This window comes from Helcobacillus sp. ACRRO (genome assembly GCF_022347125.1).
Classification (GTDB): domain Bacteria; phylum Actinomycetota; class Actinomycetes; order Actinomycetales; family Dermabacteraceae; genus Helcobacillus; species Helcobacillus massiliensis.
On the sequence record NZ_JAKRNG010000008.1, the window covers coordinates 1 to 18,484 of the forward strand.

The window sequence follows — 18,484 nt, forward strand, 5'->3', positions numbered from 1 at the left end:
GCCCCGCTTCCACCCACCGACCACCCGCTGACCTTCCCGAAAGAGGACGCGATGACTGACATCACCCCCGCCGCCGACTCCACCGCTTCCGGCGCCACCGGCGCCCCGGACGCCGACGCCGCTGGACGCCCGCTGGTCGGCATCGTGATGGGCTCCGACTCCGACTACCCCGTCATGAAGGACGCGCACGAAGCGCTCACCGAGTTCGGCATCGAATGCGAGGTCGGCGTGGTCAGCGCCCACCGCATGCCGGAGGACATGATCGAGTGGGGCCGCACCGCCGAAGCGCGGGGCCTGCGCGTCATCATCGCCGGCGCCGGCGGCGCCGCCCACCTTCCCGGCATGCTCGCCTCCGTCACCACGCTGCCCGTCATCGGGGTGCCGGTGCCGCTCAAGCACCTCGACGGCATGGACTCCCTGCTGTCGATCGTGCAGATGCCCGGCGGTGTGCCGGTGGCGACCGTCTCCGTCGGCGGTGCGAAGAACGCCGGACTGCTCGCGGCGCGCATCCTCGGCGCGAACAACACCGAGCACGGCGCCCAGCTGCGTGAGCGGATGGTCACATATCAGCAGGAACTGCGAGAACTGGCCGTCTCCAAGGGAGAATCGCTGCGCCGCTCCCTCTGACTGACAGTCGGGAAATGTAGGCTCGAAGCCATGAACGACTCCACCGCATCGGCCCCGAGCGAGGGCCGCTTCCGCGTCGCGCCCGGCGCCGACGTCTCCGACGCCGCCCAGATCGGCGACGGCTCCTCCATCTGGCACCTGGCACAGGTCCGCGAGAACGCGGTCCTCGGCGAGAACTGCATCGTCGGCCGCGGCGCCTACATCGGCACCGGCGTCACCATGGGCCACGGCTGCAAGGTGCAGAACTACGCCCTCGTGTACGAACCGGCGAAGCTGGCCGACGGAGTCTTCGTCGGCCCCGCCGCCGTCTTCACCAACGACCACTTCCCGCGCGCCGTCAACCCCGACCTCACGCCGAAGGACGCCAGTGACTGGGAGCCCGTCGGCGTCACCGTGGAGGAGGGCGCCGCCATCGGAGCCCGCGCCGTCTGCATCGCCCCCGTGACGATCGGCGCCTGGGCGACCGTCGCCGCCGGCGCCACCGTCACCCGCGACGTGCCCCCGCACGCCCTCGTGGCGGGTGTTCCCGCGAAGCGCCTCGCCTGGGTGGGCCGCGCAGGGGTTCCTCTGAAGCCCGCCGACGACGGCACCGATGCCTGGGTCTGCCCCCAGACCGGCGCCTGGTATGTCCCCGACGAGACCACCGGCGGTCTGCGCGCCGCCGACTCCCAGCCCGCACCCGCCACCAGCACCGAACCCGCCGGCTCCGGCGAGACTGACTCCGACACCGTACAGATCGAGAAGGATTCCGAATGAACAAGCCCATGATCCCCGCCGCGAAGCCGATCATCGGCGACGATGAGCGCCGCGCTGTCGACCGTGTCCTCGCCTCCGGCATGGTGGCGCAGGGCCCCGAGGTCGCCGAGTTCGAGAAGGAGTTCTCTGCTCAGCTCGCCGGCAGTCGTGAATGCGTCGCCGTCAACTCCGGCACCTCCGGTCAGCACCTCGGCCTGCTGGCCTCCGGCGTGAAGCCGGGCGACGAGGTCATCGTCCCGTCGTTCACCTTCGCCGCTACCGCCAACTCCGTCGCCGTCATCGGCGCCACCCCCGTGTTCGTCGACATCGACATCGACACCTTCTGCATCGACCCGTCGGCCATCGAGGACGCCATCACGGACCGCACCGTGGGCATCCAGCCGGTCCACCTGTACGGCCACCCGGCCGCGATGGACCGCATCCTCGAGATCGCGAAGAAGCACAGCCTGTTCGTGGGGGAGGACGCCGCGCAGGCGCACGGCGCTGAGCTGAACGGCCAGCAGGTCGGCACCTTCGGCCAGTGGGCGATGTTCTCGCTGTACCCCACCAAGAACATGACCTCTGGTGAAGGCGGCATGGTGTCCGCTGAGAGCCCGGAGATCGCCCGCACCCTCCGCCTGCTGCGCAACCAGGGCATGGAGAAGCAGTACGCGAACGAGATCCCCGGCCTCAACAACCGCATGACCGACATCCACGCCGCGATCGGCCGCGTCCAGCTGACGAAGCTGGAGGAGTGGACGAAGCGTCGTCAGGAGCTCGCCGCGCACTTCGACGCCCACCTGCAGGGCGTTGTGGTGCCGAAGGTCGCCGACGGGGCCACCCACGTGTACCACCAGTACACGATCCGCATCGACGGCGCGTCCGCCCAGGAGCGCGACCGCTTCGCGCAGGCTCTGCGTGAGGAGCACGGCGTGGGCTGCGGTGTGTACTACCCGACCCCGGTGCACCGCCTGCCGGCGTTCGAGCTGGAGCTCGACCTGCCGAACACGGAGAAGGCGGCCCGAGAGGTGCTGTCCCTGCCCGTCCACCCGAGCGTCAGCGATGCTGACCGTGACCGCATCGTCGAGGCCGTGAACACGGTCGCAACCGCAGGAGCCTGAGCATGACGAAGAATCTCCGCGCCGGCCTCATCGGCCTCGGCATGATGGGCCGCCACCACGCACGCAACCTCATGAACCTCGAGGGCGTGGACCTCGTGGCAGTGGCGGACCCGGGCGGCGACCCGCACGGCGCCGCCCCCGGCTACGACATCCTTCCCGGTGTTGAGGAGCTCGTGAAGACCGGCATCGACTACGCCGTTGTCGCCGTCCCCACCGCCTTCCACCACGATGTTGCGATGACGCTCGCTGAGGCGGGCGTGCACACGCTCGTGGAGAAGCCCCTCGCGTTCGACATCGACGAGGCCGAAGCCATCACCGAAGCGTTCGAGTCCCGCGGGCTCATCGGCGCTGTCGGCTACATCGAGCGGTACAACCCGGCCCTGCAGGCGATGCGCAAGCGCCTCGAGGACGGCCAGCTCGGTGAGCTCTACCAGATCACCACCCGCCGGCAGGGGATCTTCCCCGCCCGCATCGCCGACGTGGGCGTGGTCAAGGACCTCGCCACGCACGACCTCGACCTCACCGCCTGGGTGGCGCAGTCCCACTTCCAGTCGGTCGCAGCGGTGTCCACCGGCAAGTCCGGCCGCGAATACGAGGACATGGTGTCCGTGACGGGCCGCCTGGAGAACGGCATCATCACCAACCACCTGGTGAACTGGCTGTCCCCGTTCAAGGAGCGCACCACTGTGGTCACCGGCGAGAAGGGCGCCCTCGTGGGCGACACCGTCACCGCCGACCTCTGGTTCTACGAGAACGGCGAATCCACCACCAACATGTGGGACTCCTTCGCCAGCTTCCGCGGCGTCAGCGAGGGCGACAAGATCCGCTACGCCCTCAACCGGAAGGAACCGCTGGCCACCGAGCACGAAGCCTTCCGCGACGCCGTCCTCGGCACGGGCGACAACTACGTCACCATGCGTGACGGCCTCCACACGGTGCGCGCGGTCGAAGCGGTGCTGGAGAGCGCGGCGAACAACACGGTGGTGAGCCTGCCGTCCGAGAGCAGCAACGCCTGACATTCGCAGGACTGTGAACGCGGCCCTCGGCCGCGCCACAGGTCTGACCCGGTTCTGCCGGGTCGGTGGGGCGACACCGGCCGGTACTTCGCTGTCCAACGGCAGCTGGACTCCGCGGACACCCCTGCCGACTGGCGCAGCCAGGTGGCCCGGTTCCTCCGGCGAGGTGACGACGAACATCGACGCGGCCGTGTCGACGAGGCCCTGCGCTGGTACGACAAGGCCCTGAGGATCGCCTACCACCCGAACCTCCACTACTCCCATGCGCGGTCCCCGCTGGCCAGCAGCCCCGACGAGTTCCTGCAGCCGCTCCGCAGCAGTGAACTCGGGGCACTGCTCCTCGGCCCGACGCCGCCCGCGACTGAGCGGTCCAGCTGGGAGCCGCGTGATCGGCGGGAGGGCGCCCCCCATTCCCCTGCTCGTCATTGCGCAGAAGAACTGGACGTTCGTGGAGCCGGTCATCGAGGCGCTGGAGGCCGATGGGCACTTCGAGGTCCGCCGGTTCGAAGTCAATGATCTGCCCGTGCAGGAGCGTCCGAGTCGCGAGCGTGTTCTGCGCGCCCGGAACGACTTCGTCACCAGCGGGAAGCGCCTTGCGACCTCCGTTGCGCTGAAGGAGGCGTACGAATGGGCTGACTCCGCGCTCATCGAATGGGGTCACCACGTCCTCACCTGGGCGCCCGGCTCGACACCTCGCCCCGGCATTCAGCGGTGCGCTTCCATCGGTTCGAGGTGTACACCCCGTTCCCGGTGTTCACCGACTTCTCCCGCGTGGACTGCGTCCTGTTCGTGTCCCCGCATGTCCATCGACTGCCGGAGCGCCTCAGCCCCGGTGTGAACAACGCCGGTCGCATCGTCACCGTCGACAATTTCCTCAGCCGCGTCTTCGGCCCCGAGATCTCGGGCAGCGCGGACCGCAAGCAGCTCGCTCAGGTCGGCTGGATCAAACCCGTCAAGGACGTGGTGTTCACCCTCGATGTGCTCGAGGAGCTTCGCGCTGAGGACCCCGAATGGAGCCTTGTGCTCGTCGGCCCCGGTCTGAACGCAGACCCGGCGCGAGACACCCCGTATGAGCGGGACTGAGGGAGCGGATCTCCGGGTTCGGCGACGATGCGATCCGCATCATCGAGTCGAGGGCCGCGGTCGAGCACAAGGAGCGCCCGGACAGCGGGCAGCTCTCCGACCGCATGCACGACATCGTGTTCGAGAAAGTCTCCTTCACCTACCCGGTGCGGGACGAAACGGCGATCCGCAACGTCAGTCTCCGCATTCCCGCGGGTGCGTCCGTCGCCTTCGTCGGCACGTCCGGCGCCGGCAAGTCCACGATCGTGGATCTGGTGCTCGGGCTTCTGACACCCAGTGAAGGCCGAATCCTCGTGGACGGCACGGACATCACCACGGTGCTCCGTCGGTGGCGCAGCACCGTCGGCTACGTGCCGCAGGAGGCGTCCCTGTTCGACGTCTCCGTCGGCCAGGGCCTGCGTCACCTGGTCCGGGGCAACGGGCCCCACCAGGTGGACCCGTTCGTGGACACCGAGGTCCTTCGCCTGCGCGAACAAGCCTCTCAGGTACTCGTCATCACCGAAGGCGAGCATCACGAAGTGAACGGAGGAGGGGAGATGAGCGAGTGCTCTGATCGTCTCCTCCAGGCTGTGGTTGCTTGTGGCGGAGCCGCTGTAGGCGATGACAGAGGTGTCATCAGGCAGCTCAGCGAGGGATCGGAGTCGTCCATCGCTGCGGGACGGGGTGGGGCTGTCAACGGGAATGTTCCGCAGCAGCGCTGGCTTCCGCTGCAGTCGGTAGGTGCGCTGCAGCCAGGCAGCGATCGACGGGGACACTGTGAGGACCCGGTCCGCGCAGCGAATGCCGATGTGTTCGATGACAGCTTCGACGAATGGGGCCAGGATGTGATCCTGGCGGACGTTGCGCCGACGCCATAGTTCGTGGGAGTCGTAGACGATTTTTGCGCGTAGAATCCGGCCAGCTAGAACAGCTGGTGGGAGTGTGTTCGCGTCGTTGGCGAGGATCGAGTCGGGGCGCTTGCGGAGGAGTTCTGCGGTGGCGCGAGCCCAGTATGCCGTCAAGTGCAGCGGTCCCCAGGCACGCATCACAAACGCGCCGGTTCGTTGGCGCAGGGTGGGTGCTGATGGGGTGATCGCGGCCCTGTCTGCTGTCGGGGGAGACGCCGGTGAGCGGGTGGGGGCTGCACCCTGTGTGGTCCTGCTCGGGAGGGCGCGGGCTGCCTGGGCGGCGCCGGTCTGCTCGCGCGCGCTGGTCAGTCCGAGCAGCGATCGGATGCGCTTCGCTGCTGGTTTGAGCAGGGAATCCAGTGACAGCTCGGGAACACGGACGACCGAGACGCCGGAATCGGTGCGGAATCGTCCAGCAGAGGCGCCGCGAGTGGTGCGGGAGACCGCGATGATGGTGACATCCGCACCTGCATTGACCAGAGTCCCAGCACTTTTGAGCACTCGGGAGTCGTTCGTCGCGTGGTTATGGACGAGCGAGGTAATGCATCGTCCCTGCAGGGGTGAGGGAGCATGGAAGCCCTTCTGCGGTGCGGGCGAAAGGTCACGGATTTCGCGATCACCATAGCGACTGCTCTGTCCGTCGAATCGCCCACCGGCTCTTGATCGTCGCTGCTGCGACGAGAAGCACGTCAGCGGCCCAACAGAGTGCGATAGTGCGTGTCGAGAATGTCCGCTGCGCCGTGGACGCTCCGCTCAGTGACCACGAAGCTGCGCGCAGCATCGGCGATCTGGCGGCGGGCTTCAGCACCGTCCGGCATCCATTCCAGCACGGCGTGGGCGAGGTCAGCGGCCGACGGGTTCTCGCTGTCGACGACGGTTCCGGTCCTCCCGGGGGCAACCATTTCGGCTTTGCCATCGCCGCCGGTGACCACCGCGGCCATCCCGCAGGCCTGCGCCTCGAGGATCACCAAGCCGGCGCCTTCGCTGTGGGACGGCAGGATGAGGGCATCGCTTCGCTGCATCCATTGTCGTACTCCATCACGGTCCGTGGACCCGAGTATGCGGACGTGCGGGAGGGAGGCGCTCTTCTCCTCCAGTCGGCTCCGTTCTGGTCCGTCGCCCACAATGAGCAGTTCGTGCTCCTGGTGTCGCGAGATCAGTGCGGACGCCTCGATGACCAGATCGGCGCGCTTCTGCGGAATCAGCGCGCCGACGAACAGAAGGCGAAGAGGACGATCCGCGGATTCGATCGCTGACGCGGGGCGGAAGTAGTCCGTGTCGACGCCCTGGTAGTGGACATGCAGACGCTCAGCTGGGGCCCCTGCGGAGAGGGCGAGCCGGCGCTGGTGGTCGCTGACGGCGAGCAGGAGATCCGACTCATCGAATGCGGCACGGGTCTGCTGTTGATGGATCCTCTGCAGCCCGCGCGGGGCGGATCGTGCCGCACTGACCACGTCGGTGCCATGCAGAGTGGTCACCAGGGGAACGCCGAGAGCCCGGGACGCGGCCCGAGCCCCGCCGGACCAGGTCCCGTGGTGCTGGTGGATCAGATCCGGCGCGGCAGCGACAAGAGCGCGCCTCTGGAGCGGCATAGCGAACTTCGCCAACGAGGCTCGCTGAGGATAGGCGGCAGGGCGACGAAGTGCTGGAACAATGGGAACCGATGTTGCGTCCCCGTCCACACGGCTCGCGAGAGGAAACGCGGCGAAACGGTAGCCGCGGCCTTCGCGCATCAGCTCATCGGCGTGCTGGGTGACGAAATAGGTCGGCGGGATGGCCAAAAGGGCGGTAGCCAGTGCGATGCTCCCGGTGGGGTGGTCCATGTTCGTCCTTGCTGAGTAGATGGTCGATCGTCGGTCGTGCAGATCTCACCGAGACCGTCAACGGGGATCTTCCCCGGGGGTTGTTGTGGACCGAGTTTCAGTGAAGAGATGAGTGTGGGGCAGCCAGCGATCGGTGAGGAAGAGTCGTGCAAAGAGTCCGAGCACGTTCTTGCCCAGGAGTGTGCCCACCGCGACGGGTGTGAACCGTGCGGAGGGATGGAAGGCTCGGAAGCCGAGTGGGTGGCGGCGGACATGCCGGAGGCGCCGTACCCGGGTGTCGGCCACCCCGAGACCGACAGCCAACCCCGCCTTCTTCGCGGATGCGACAACCCGAGCTGTCGCAGTTGGGCGCGCAGACGGTCCGGGGACGGGACGAGCGGCGGGTTGGACTGCAGCAGGGTGATGCTCGGCGAACCGGCGGCGGATCAGGTCCTCGTACCAGTCGCGCGAGGCGATCGCAGAGTCTGGCATCGCCGTGTAGATATCCCACGCGGCCTGCGAATGCAGGGGAAGCTCCCAGTCGAACCCGAAGTGCTCGTAGGTGCGAACCGAATTGAGGATGTACTTGGCTTGGCGCTCCTCGTGCCAGACTCGTCGGGCGAGGCTCATCATCTGGCGGCGCGTGACCGTAATGGTGGCATCGAGGTGAGCTCCGTGGCGGGTGAACTCCGCTGATGCGTAATCTGCGGCGGCATGGCGGACGGTGGAGATCCGAGCCGCTGCCCCAGGTCGCCCCTGCAAAGTGCAGTGCACCTTCGTTATGTGGGCGAGGATCGCAGCAGATAGATCGGTGAAGGAAGCGGGACGATCGATGAGATGCTCGAGTCCCGTCAAACGGGCCGCGCTCACGACCGTGTGCCCCGGAATGACAATTGACCCGGAGGAGAGAATTCCCCGCTTGGTCAGTGAGCGGATCGCGTACCAATCCTGGATGTGGGGGAGGGCCGCGCCCCGGGACGAGCAGCGAAGGAACGACTCGTCGCCGTGTCGTTGCCACTCGCGATGGAGCTCCGGCTGCGTGAACTCTGTCTTGACCCACGGGATGTTCAATGAATCCGCGATCTGCTTGGACCGGACAGATTCGGCGTCCGAGGGGAGACCGTAGGTGAACGCAAGGATCTGATCGCGCGGGATAGCGGACGTGGTCAGCAATGAAGCGAGGAGCCGTGAATCCCACCCTGCGGACATCGGCAGAGCGATGGTTCGCGATCCGGCGCGCTTGGCCAGGTCGTCGATGCTGTCCCGGAGGGCGGAGTCGAACCGCGCCGTCATGGTCGGTTCATCTGCGGCCGGGGAATCCGTCAGCATCAAAGCGCGGGGGGCGTCGCTGGTCACGGCACCCGTCCGTCGGCAGATCCGCACCTCTTGTCCGGCGCGCACCTGGGACACCGAAGGGAACAGGGTTTCCTGCCCGACAACGAAGCCTGTGTGCTCGAAGGTTCTGCCCGCGTCGGCATCCACCATGCGCGGGCGATCCGGCACCAAGCTGAACGCGTCATCGGCGATGTGCACGGCGTCGTCGGTGACTCGATAGAAGATGGGCCAGGACCGGAGTCTGTCAGCCGACAGCACCACGGAGTCCGCGGACGTCACGACCCGAGCGAATCGGTCACCCTCATTGAGTTCGAACGACTGAGGGGAACGTTCACGCCACGGGGAGGTGAAGGTCGTGTGGACGTCTCGCACGGGCGGGGGCTCCTCGGTGATCTCGGCCTAACTCGGGCTGATACCTCATGCTAGCCTGGCGCTCCTATATCTCTGGATGTGAGTGGGAGGGTCCGGTCAGTCCGATGGAATCCCCGGTCGGAAAGCGGCGACGGGTCACTGCGCTGATGACGAAGTACCCGACGTTGAAGAACATCGGGATTCTGGTCACAGGCACCGGTTTCGCCCAGGCGGTCGCCATGGTTGCCATGGTCTTCACCGCCCGGATGTTCACTCCCGAGATCTTCGGTCAGTTCGCCGTCTTCGGGTCGCTGACCACCATCGCGATCACCATTGCGTCCATGCGCATGGATATGGCGATCATGCTGCCGGAAGACGACGACTCTGCGCGTCGAATCGCTCGGATCGCCACAGTCTCGAACATCGTGGTGGCCCTGCTGTTCGCTGTGGCCGCTGTGGTCGGCCGAAATCTGATCATTTCCGTGTACGGGTCGGAGAACCTTGCGAGCTGGATGCCCATCGGCGCTCTGACGATCTTCTTCGTTGCCCAGGTGACCGTCCTGCAGTATTGGTTCAACCGGCGCACCGACTACAAGACCATTTCTCTGAACCGGATGCAGCAACAGGTGGCGTCATCTGGTGGACAGCTTGCGTTCGGAGCTTTGGGAGTGCGCACCTTGCCGGGCCTGATCCTCGGCACCATGGCTGGGCAGGCGCTGGCATTCGTCAACCTCAGGCTGCGATCGAAGGATCTTGTGCAGCCGATCAGCGACGACACCCCGTCGGCCAAGGCACTTCTGTCCGAGTACAAGAAGATGCCTCTGCTGAATATGCCCACTGCGCTGGTCGATGCGATCCGGCTCAACGGTATTGTTCTGTTGATCGGGTCGGTTGCCCTCGGTGCTGTCGGTCAGTTCAATTTGGCGTGGCGACTCCTCCAAGTCCCAATCGGCCTGATCAACAGCGCCATCTCGCAGGTGTTCTTCCAAAAGCTTGCCCGCGTGAAGCCCGGTGGCATGACCCGGCTCGTGCGCTTCACGATGATGCGGTCCCTCCTGATCTCGCTGGTTCCCTTTGGTCTGCTCTATCTGCTGGCGCCGTGGCTGTTCACGGTGGTCTTCGGGCATCAGTGGGACCTCGCCGGGGATATCGCCCGAGCCTTGACACCATGGCTGATGATGCAACTGGTCACATCTCCCATCTCCACAGTCTTCGTCGTCACGGGGAAACAGCAATGGTCTCTGATGTTCGCCGTCGTCTTCTGCGCCAGCCCTCTCGCACTGCTGCAGTTCTCGACCATGGACCTGTTGCCCACGATCCGGTGGCTCGGGATTCTGATGGCGGCGATGCTGGCCACTAACCTGGTGCTTGCTGATTTCGCTGCCCGCAGCTTCGACCGTGAAGGGCCTGAAGTGCAGGAGCCAACTGAGGAGGAGACTGACGCGTGAAGATCCTGGTGGTCCCGTCGTGGTACCCGACTGCTGAACAGCCGTTCAATGGTTCGTTCTTCCGCGAGCAGGCGCAGATGCTGTCCCGATCAGGGAACAGCGTCACGGTCCTCGTGCCACGCGTCATTCCCGCCTCCCGATGGCCCCTCGCCCGCACAACCGTCACGCACGACGGCGCAGTGACCACCGTCGAGGTCCCGGTGCCGGCCTTCGCTCGGCCACTGCATCGGTGGGAGACCGCGGCGATGAGCCGACTCCTGCTTCGCGGGCTGAAGTCAGAGGCCGGTGCTGAGGGTTTCGACGTCATCCATGCTCACTCGGTTCACCCTGCTGCTGGTATTGCGCAGGCTCTGTCGATTGCCTTGGAAGTTCCCTATGTCGTGACTGAGCATCGTCCCTCCAGTCTCGAGCGTCGTGTCGGCACTGCACGCGATCACGTCATCACTCAGGCGATCTGGGATGCCGACGGTGTCGCGACCGTTTCGACTCCGTTCGCTGAGGCTCTGCAGGAGCGCTATGTGATCGATGGTGTGCAGACGCTTGACCTTCCCGTCGCCGATTCCTTCGCTCAGTCCTTGAACCGCATCGCGGAGCCGGGCGACGACGAACCAGGGGTCGTCTCGTCGGGGGGATCGACTCCGTGGACGCTCCTGCACATCTCCCACTTGAACCCGAACAAGCGGGTGGAAGAGACCCTGGAAGCCTTTACCGCTGTGCAGGAACCGGCGCGCTTGATCGTCGCCGGGGGCGATGGCGACCGGGTCGCGCAGCTGCGCGGCGCCGCGGCCCGCCTTGGTGTTGAGGACCGTGTCGAGTTCATGGGCCAGGTGCCGAGGGACTATTTGCCGGCCGTCCTCAACTCTGCTGACACTCTCGTCCTGGCGAGTGTCAGGGAGGCGGGTGGCACGGTCCTGAGCGAAGCTCTCATCTGCGGTGTTGATCTCATCGTCACCGATACCTGGGCGGGGACTCACGCTCGCAATGCGGAGGGCAGTGAGTTTGTTGAGCTTGTCGCTCAGCCCGCCGGCGGAAGTTCTGAGCAACTGGTGGACGACCTCAGTGCTGCGATGAGGCGCCGCGCCGAGAAGCACGCCTCGATGTCGGCCGCTCAACGGTCCGCATACCGCCGGAAGATCAGAAAGCAGGCATCTGTACGCGTCAGCGAGGCTGCGTTTGCGTTGTCGCATCACGAGTTCTACTCGGCCGCGGTCGACCGCGCCGCTCTGCCCTCAGCTGTCTTCCATGCCCCATACTTTTTGGAGTATCGACCCAAGGGTGGAAGCCGTCTGCGGCCCCTGCAGATGAAGCGAGCACTGCGTGACCAGGGGCTGAGGGTGCGTCATCTGCTGGGTGGCCCCGGCCAGCGGTCGTACGGTTTCCGGCAGCTCAGAGCGCGTGTCGCCGCTGGCGAACGTCCCGCCTTCATCTATTCGGAGAACTCGACACAGCCGAACGTGCTCGCATCTTCGCTGAAGAATGGAATTGCGCCGTTCCTCGACGCTCGGATCTTCTGGTGGGCCCACCGGCGGGGCATTCCTGTTGGCCAGTTCTACCGGGACATCTACTGGCGCTTCCCCAAAGCACTGAGCGGGGCTCCCCTGTACCGACGGCTGGTCATGGGGGCTGCCTACCGGTTCGATGTGTGGGTGCTGCGTTCGCTGCGGATCCACACCTTCCTGCCGTCGATGGCGATGGGGCCGGTCGTTCCGTTGCTCCCCGGCACTTATAGCGCCCTCCCGCCCGGATGCGACGTCACCGAGTCGCCGATGCCCCGTCCCCTTCATCTCCTGTACGTGGGCGGTCTTGGTTCCGAGTACGGCATGCATATGTGCGTGGAGGCTGTGAGCAGCACGGAGGACGTCAGTATGACGATGGTGGTTCCCGAAGCTGATTGGGAACGGCATCGCGAGTCGTATCGTCCTCTGATGAACGACAGCGTGACGGTGGTACATGCGCGCAGTCACGAGCTCGAGCCGTACTATGCCGCAGCGTCTGCCTGTGTGCTCTTCGTGGAACCGATCGAGTACCGTACCTTCGCGGCACCCATCAAATTCTTCGAGTACCTCAGTCATGGCAAACCGATCCTGCTGAGTGAGGGAACCCTTGCCGCCCAGTGGGGCAAAGAAGCTGGATTCGGACTAGCGATCGAGTACGACGAAGCCTCGTTTCGGGAAGCGCTGCGTGAGCTGGTCGCCGAACCGCACCGCCTGGAGCGCCTCGCTTCACGCGCTCGGGAAGAGCGGTGGAACCATACGTGGGCTCGCCGCGGACGCCAGGTCATCGACGAACTCGCTCCCGCTGTCGTAGCTCCCCAGGGACCACGCGTAGGTCGCGGGGCCGGTGAGGAGCGGCGCCGGTGAGTGCCGGATACCTGGTGCAGTGGCTGAGCTCAGTGCCTCTGCTGACGGTGCTGCTGGCCATCACAGTCGGTCCGGGCTATGCGGTGCTCAGGGTTCTGCGGATGAGGACGATGCTTGCGCTCGCGGCCGGCCCTGCAGTGACTGCCTTCCTCGCAGGGGGAATGGCGATCGTCAGTCGAAAGCTGCGCGTGGACTGGGGGTGGGGGCCGTACCTGCTGGTCGTGGTCCTTGCAGTGATCACAGCGCTTGTCCTGCGGCGCTATATCGTCCCGCCGTCCGCGAGGATCTTCCGAAAGGTTCCGGGATCCAGCCCCTCTCGGGCGGAGTTGGGGGCCATTCTGGCGGCAACCGTACTCTTCTGTCTCGTCACGGCAGTGCCGCTGCTCCAGTGGGTTGACCCCACGGTGCCCAGCCCGCGCGTCGATCCGATGTACCACTACAACGGGCTCAACGCGATTGGCCATTCCGGTGATGCGTCCATGTTCTCGGCCATGGACTTCAACTACGGCTTCCGCACTCTTCACGTCACTTACCCAAGCGTGTGGCACGCGCTCACATTCCTTGCCCTCCCGATCACGGACATTGTGACCGGCGCGAACGTAATGGGCTATCTGGTTCCCATCGTCGTCTTCGTCATCGGTCTGGTCGCGCTGACGCGGGAAGTGTTCCCTGACCGACCTTGGATGACCGTCCTGAGTGTCGTAGTGGCGGCTGGATTTCCTGCGTTCCCGAGTTACATAGTGCTGGCGAAGACCTTTTGGCCGAATGGGCTCGGCTTCGCCATGCTTCCGGGCGTTCTTGCACTCATCGTCACGATGCGGAACGGGTTCCGGTGGGGGAGAGCACGCAAACGGCACAGTTATGCGCTGACCGTTGTGGCGGCCACTGGTGTGGCCTTCGCAGGAGCGGTGCTGACGCACCCATCGGTGTTCTTCACAATTGTCTGGGTCATGATCCCCGTCGCGGTGTACGCGGGGCTGCGAGTCTTCAAGGTTCAGGGGCGCCGCTGGACCCCCAAGCGGCGCCTGGTTACCGGTGGCAGTGTCGCCCTCGCAGTGGTCGTCGCTGTTCTGGCCATGACGTCTCCGACGAAGGTCCGCGGCTATCTTTCGCGCGACTCGACTGCGAACTGGGATGGTGCGCTGTCGAAGATCGTGAGTACGGCGGTGAACTGGCCCGTGGGTAACAACCCTCCGATGGTTCTCGGGTACCTGCTCATCTTTGTACCGCTTATCCTGGCTGGGGCCGTCCTGGCGTGGCGTGATCAACGGACCCGGTGGGTCACATCCGCCTGGCTGATGCTGGTGCCGCTGATCCTCGGAACCTATTTCCCACTTCCGGTTCTGTCGAGCGTGTCGGGCCTGTGGTATTCGGATACTTATCGGCTGTTCGCTGTGCAGAACATCTTTGTGTCGATGCTCGTTGCTGTGGTGATCGACCGAATGCTCGGCACACCTGATGCCTGGGCGAGGCCGGTGCGGGCTCTGGCGAAGCCGGGCAGGCTTTTCTTTATGGCCTGGACTGCGGGGTTCGTCGTCCTCCACACGATGATGGCGATGCTGCTGACCATCGGCTACGCGAAATCAGTCGGTGCAGAGTCGCCGCTTCATCACCCGGTGTCCAGTGAGGCCGAGCTCGCGATGCTCAAGGATCTGGATCGGTCGGTCCCGGCGGGGTCCGTGATCATAGGCGACCCAGCATCCGGTGTCGCCTATGTGCCGCTCTATTCCGACGCTCAATCGGTATTCACCCAAGTGAATCCTAGGGCAATCGACTTCGATGGTGAATACCTTTATAAGCACTTCGACGACATCACCTCCGACCCGTTGGTGTGCACGATCCTCGATCATTACGGTGTTGCGTACTTCTATGAGGACACCAGCAAATTCTATTCCGGGCATGAGCGCGAAGAGTTCGCCCCGGGATTCTACGGCGTAGACACGGGTTCGGGGTTCACCTTGGTTGCTGAGGGCGGCGACGCACGTGTGTGGCGGATCGATGCCTGTGGCCCGATCGACCCGCCCCGCGACTGGTGGGACCGCAGCACAAGAAAGAACCCTGTTCTCAGTGCACCTTATCCGGACGAACCGGTGTTCCCCGGTGCGAACGGCGGCGGAAGTGGTGGCACCCGGATGAGCCGAGACTGACTCAGGCGTTCAGCATCCGTCGGAGGATGGCCCTTTCCACCTCGGCTTCATTGTCGAAGCTCAGAGCCGGTGCTGCGGCATCAGACGACTGTTTGAAGGCGGCGACGCTTTCGGGCGTGAGAGTGCGAAGCGATGCGACGATGTCCTCGACGTCGAACGACTCCGAAATCACTCCGAGATCGTGGTCCTGCACGATGCGCACCATTTCGATGCTCGGTCCGATCGCGAGTGCGAGACGAGCCTGTACGTAGTCGAACAGCTTGTTCGGCAGCGCGAGGCGGCCATTGGTGTGTGTAGGCGGCATCCAGAACACGCCGACGTCGTACTGGTTCAGCACTCGCGGCAGCTCTTGGGGACTCACTGCATCGTGGATCGTGATTCGAGGATCACCGGCTGCGCGCTGCTCCAGAGAACGCAGGTATCCGCCGCCGTCCGAAGCGGCGATGAGATACATATCCAGGGTGAACTGCTCGGGCAACTGGCGGACGGCGTCGATCATCGCTTCGAGATTGCGGCCGTGGACAGCGCCACCGGAATGGACGAGTCGGATCCGATCCCCTTCCAGTTCGGTGGGGGAGAGGTTCTGCAGCGGGGCCGCATTGCGCATGAGCTCAGGGCGCACGCCGTAGGACTCCTCATAGAGCTCTGCGATGCCCTGCGCCACTGTCGTGGCCGCGGTTGCTTTCGGCAGGTACTCTCGGCACATGTAGTCCATGAGCGGCGCCACCAGCAGCCGCCATGAGCGGATATGGGTCCGTTCCTCAGGTGCGTATTCGTGCAGGTCCGCCCACACGGGAGCGCCCTTCGCCACGCGATGAGCGCAGGCGAGGATCCGCGCCTCGTTCGCGATGACTGCATCGAAGGTCCGCTCCTTCAGAGCATCGAGGATGAACTTCACACCAGGGGCGTCGAGTTCGGCGGAGCGGAAGCGGCGCAGCGCGAGCTTGAGGACCCCGCTCGGGGTCTGGGGAAGAGACAGCTTGTCGCTCGGCACCTGAATGTGCTCATCGGCGCCGGTCGGATGCGGGCCGTACCCGATGGTGGTGACGTGTCCGACTTCAGCGGCGACGCCGATCTGGCGCAGCACACGAGCATCGGAGGCGATATCGGACAGTGAGATGACCAGGATGGTGGGGCGGGACATGCCTTCAGTGTAGGGCGGTGTGAGAGACCTTCCCAATGCGGCGAGCGTGGGGCATGTGGCACCGAGCGGCGTCTCATAGACTATGGGGTAGTCGACCAAAGGAATGACGTGAAGATCCTGTCAGTTGTGGGCGCACGCCCGCAGTTCGTGAAGCTCGCAGCGGTCGCGCAGGCCGCCTCCAAGTCCGCTGATGTGGAACACCTCATTGTGCATACCGGCCAGCACTATGACGAGGCGATGAGCGACGCGTTCTTCGACCTGCTGCACATTCCCGCGCCAGATGTGAACCTCCATGTGGGCTCCGGCAGCCACGGCCGCCAGACCGGCGCCATGCTCGCCGCCATGGACGCCGTGCTCGAAGAGCACCAGCCCGATTGGGTGCTCGTCTACGGCGACACCAACTCCACGCTCGCCGGCACCCTCTCCGCCGTGAAGATGCACATCCCCGTCGCCCACCTCGAGGCAGGTCTGCGGTCCTTCAACCGCCGCATGCCCGAGGAGCACAACCGTGTCATGACTGACCATGCCGCCGACCTCCTGCTCGCCCCCACTGAGGTGGCCCGCGAACACCTCACGTCGGAGGGGCTCGCAGAGCGCACAGTAGTGGTCGGCGATGTGATGACCGACGTCTGCCTCACCGTTGCTGATTCCGTGAAGGGCAACGAGCTGCGCCTGCCGAAGGTCATCGATCCGGCACAGCCGTTCGCTGTGGCCACCCTCCACCGAGCCGACACCACCGACGACCCGGACTACCTGCGCTCCGTCATCGCCGAGCTGCAGAAGCTTGACATCCCCGTTGCCCTGTTCGCCCACCCGCGTCTCAAGGCGAAGGCTGCCGACGCCGGCATCGAACTGCAGGGCGGATCCCTGCACGTGGAGGAGCCGCTCGCCTACCCGGATCTGATGAACGCATTGCAGCACGCCGCAGCGGTCATCACCGACTCCGGCGGCCTGCAGAAGGAGGCCTACCTCCTCGGCGCTCCCTGCACCACACTGCGCACCGAAACCGAATGGGTGGAAACCCTGCGCGATGACTGGAACGTTCTCGCGCCGAAGCCCGAGCAGATCCGCGATGCCGTCATGCGACCCCGCCCCACCGCGGAGCGCCCCGACTACTACGGGGACGGCCACGCTTCCGAACAGGTCATCGCAGCGCTGAAGGAGCACCGGGCACAGTGACGCCGAAGAACACGAACGCCCGCCCCGACGCGAGCACCCCCACGGTCCTCGTCGCGACCCGCGTGTTCACCCCCGAGCCCATCCCCGCAGCATTCCGGCAGGAAGCGCTGGCGGTCGCGCTCGAAGAGGTCGGAGCGGACGTCCGTGTCCTCACCACCCGCCCACCGGCGGGCACCCACGGGACGGTGCGCGCATCGCACGTCCGGCGCTTCCCCGTGAAGCGGGACTCCATGGGGCAGGTGCGCGGTTACGGCTCATACATGAGCTTCGACATCCCCCTGTTCTTCCGCATCCTCCTTGCCCGCCGGGTTGATGCGGTCGTGGCGGAACCGCCGCCCACCACCGGACTCGCGGTTCTTGCCGCCGCTGCGATCCGACGGGTTCCCGTCACCTTCTACGCTGCCGACGTGTGGTGTGACGCCGCAGAATCCGTCGGCGGCGTCCCCGCCGTGGTCCTGAAGGCCGTGCGCTGGATGGAGACCACCGTGTGGAAGAGGTCCGCCGCAGTCCTCACCATCTCACCGGGCGTGCAGAAGCGCCTCGAGGAACTGGTGGGGGAGCGCAGCACCTTCCACATGATCGGCAACGGGGTGGACACCTCGTCCTTCTCACCCGACGGGGACCTGCCGGATGACCGGCCGGACGGACCCTACTTCGTCTACGCCGGCACCGTGTCCGAATGGCAGGGCGCTGACGTGTTCATCGACGCGTTCGAGCAGCTGCGGACCACGCACCCCGAAGCGCGCCTGCTGTTCTTCTCCGAAGGAACCGGGCGAGACCAGCTCGAACAGACCGTGCACGAGCGCGGGATCGACGGCGTCGAATTCCACGGCCGCGCTCCGGCATCGGTCGTCGCCGGATACATCCGCGGCGCAGTGGCGGGCCTCAGCTCCATCACCCCGGGCCTCGGCTATGAGTTCGCCCTGCCCACGAAGATGTACGCCGCGACCGGCTGCGGAACCCCTGTGATCCACGCGGGTTCGGGCGCAGCCCACGACCGAGTGCAGGGCAACAGCCTCGGCTTCGCCGCGGAGTACACTGCGGAATCCGTTGCCAGCGCTATGCGCGCAGCGATTGACGGTCCCCGCCCGGACGCGGAGCATCTGCGCCAGTGGACCGAGGACAACGCCTCACTGATGGGATGCGCCCGAAAGGGTGCCGCTGCGGTGCTCGCCACGATCCGCCCCGCGCGCCGCAAGTGAGGGATAGCGACTGACCCGGACGGGGAGCGCGGCTCGTTTCTCCGGAT

At 65.6% G+C, this 18,484-nt stretch carries 14 protein-coding genes; 11 read left to right on the forward strand and 3 right to left on the reverse strand.

The annotated features are described in order from the left end of the window. Positions 1-147 precede the first annotated feature (147 nt). The 6 genes from purE (at position 148) to MHY20_RS04355 (ending at position 5,439) form a co-directional block, all read left to right on the forward strand. Positions 148-627, forward strand: a complete 480-nt coding sequence (purE, locus tag MHY20_RS04330; RefSeq protein WP_239375265.1) for a 5-(carboxyamino)imidazole ribonucleotide mutase — start codon at positions 148-150, stop codon at positions 625-627. Between the two features lie 30 nt (positions 628-657). Continuing rightward, positions 658-1,383 (forward strand): acyltransferase, encoded by a 726-nt coding sequence (locus tag MHY20_RS04335; protein ID WP_239375095.1) that lies wholly within the window; start codon positions 658-660, stop codon positions 1,381-1,383. Beyond that, a complete protein-coding gene (locus MHY20_RS04340) occupies positions 1,380-2,483 on the forward strand; it encodes a DegT/DnrJ/EryC1/StrS family aminotransferase (RefSeq protein WP_239375098.1) in 1,104 nt (367 codons plus the stop codon). The genes MHY20_RS04335 and MHY20_RS04340 overlap by 4 nt, the downstream gene beginning before the upstream one ends. A 2-nt stretch (positions 2,484-2,485) precedes the next feature. Beyond that, positions 2,486-3,499, forward strand: a complete 1,014-nt coding sequence (locus MHY20_RS04345) for a Gfo/Idh/MocA family oxidoreductase (protein WP_239375101.1) — start codon at positions 2,486-2,488, stop codon at positions 3,497-3,499. A gap of 711 nt (positions 3,500-4,210) precedes the next feature. Next, positions 4,211-4,582 carry a hypothetical protein gene (locus MHY20_RS04350; protein WP_239375104.1) on the forward strand — a complete coding sequence of 124 codons (372 nt, stop codon included), beginning with the start codon at positions 4,211-4,213 and terminating at the stop codon, positions 4,580-4,582. 116 nt (positions 4,583-4,698) lie between these two features. Further along, entirely contained in the window at positions 4,699-5,439 is a 741-nt protein-coding gene (locus tag MHY20_RS04355; protein ID WP_239375107.1) for an ATP-binding cassette domain-containing protein, read from the forward strand. Positions 5,440-6,158: 719 nt separating this feature from the next. Here the strand turns inward: MHY20_RS04355 and MHY20_RS04360 are convergent. Beyond that, the gene (locus MHY20_RS04360; protein ID WP_259923380.1) at positions 6,159-7,292 is read right to left on the reverse strand and encodes a glycosyltransferase; all 1,134 of its coding nucleotides are present in this window, start codon (positions 7,290-7,292) and stop codon (positions 6,159-6,161) included. A gap of 57 nt (positions 7,293-7,349) precedes the next feature. Continuing rightward, positions 7,350-8,885 (reverse strand): hypothetical protein, encoded by a 1,536-nt coding sequence (locus MHY20_RS04365; RefSeq protein WP_239375110.1) that lies wholly within the window; start codon positions 8,883-8,885, stop codon positions 7,350-7,352. Positions 8,886-9,124: 239 nt separating this feature from the next. Here MHY20_RS04365 and MHY20_RS04370 point away from each other — a divergent pair, with 239 nt between their 5' ends. The 3 genes from MHY20_RS04370 to MHY20_RS04380 are packed head-to-tail and all read left to right on the forward strand — an operon-like array spanning position 9,125 to position 14,912. Further along, entirely contained in the window at positions 9,125-10,405 is a 1,281-nt protein-coding gene (locus MHY20_RS04370) for an oligosaccharide flippase family protein (protein WP_239375113.1), read from the forward strand. Continuing rightward, complete coding sequence (locus MHY20_RS04375; protein ID WP_239375116.1) at positions 10,402-12,765, forward strand: glycosyltransferase; 2,364 nt, start codon at positions 10,402-10,404, stop codon at positions 12,763-12,765. Before MHY20_RS04370 ends, MHY20_RS04375 begins: the two co-directional genes overlap by 4 nt. After that, positions 12,762-14,912 carry a DUF6541 family protein gene (locus MHY20_RS04380; RefSeq protein WP_239375118.1) on the forward strand — a complete coding sequence of 717 codons (2,151 nt, stop codon included), beginning with the start codon at positions 12,762-12,764 and terminating at the stop codon, positions 14,910-14,912. Before MHY20_RS04375 ends, MHY20_RS04380 begins: the two co-directional genes overlap by 4 nt. Position 14,913: 1 nt before the next feature. Here the strand turns inward: MHY20_RS04380 and MHY20_RS04385 are convergent, their stop codons facing one another. Next, entirely contained in the window at positions 14,914-16,056 is a 1,143-nt protein-coding gene (locus MHY20_RS04385) for a hypothetical protein (protein WP_239375120.1), read from the reverse strand. A gap of 108 nt (positions 16,057-16,164) precedes the next feature. On the opposite strand from MHY20_RS04385, the gene wecB reads away from it, so the two are divergent. After that, complete coding sequence (wecB, locus tag MHY20_RS04390; protein ID WP_239375122.1) at positions 16,165-17,235, forward strand: UDP-N-acetylglucosamine 2-epimerase (non-hydrolyzing); 1,071 nt, start codon at positions 16,165-16,167, stop codon at positions 17,233-17,235. After that, a complete protein-coding gene (locus MHY20_RS11725) occupies positions 17,232-18,437 on the forward strand; it encodes a glycosyltransferase family 4 protein (RefSeq protein WP_239375125.1) in 1,206 nt (401 codons plus the stop codon). The genes wecB and MHY20_RS11725 overlap by 4 nt, the downstream gene beginning before the upstream one ends. The last annotated feature ends 47 nt before the right edge of the window (positions 18,438-18,484 follow it).

Bases quoted from the DNA above. Each gene is read 5' to 3' on its own strand.
- purE (WP_239375265.1), top strand. From the start codon at position 148: ATGGGCTCCGACTCCGACTACCCCGTCATGAAGGACGCGCACGAAGCG.
- MHY20_RS04335 (WP_239375095.1), top strand. From the start codon at position 658: ATGAACGACTCCACCGCATCGGCCCCGAGCGAGGGCCGCTTCCGCGTC.
- MHY20_RS04340 (WP_239375098.1), top strand. From the start codon at position 1,380: ATGAACAAGCCCATGATCCCCGCCGCGAAGCCGATCATCGGCGACGAT.
- MHY20_RS04345 (WP_239375101.1), top strand. From the start codon at position 2,486: ATGACGAAGAATCTCCGCGCCGGCCTCATCGGCCTCGGCATGATGGGC.
- MHY20_RS04360 (WP_259923380.1), bottom strand. From the start codon at position 7,292: ATGGACCACCCCACCGGGAGCATCGCACTGGCTACCGCCCTTTTGGCC.
- MHY20_RS04370 (WP_239375113.1), top strand. From the start codon at position 9,125: ATGACGAAGTACCCGACGTTGAAGAACATCGGGATTCTGGTCACAGGC.
- MHY20_RS04385 (WP_239375120.1), bottom strand. From the start codon at position 16,056: ATGTCCCGCCCCACCATCCTGGTCATCTCACTGTCCGATATCGCCTCC.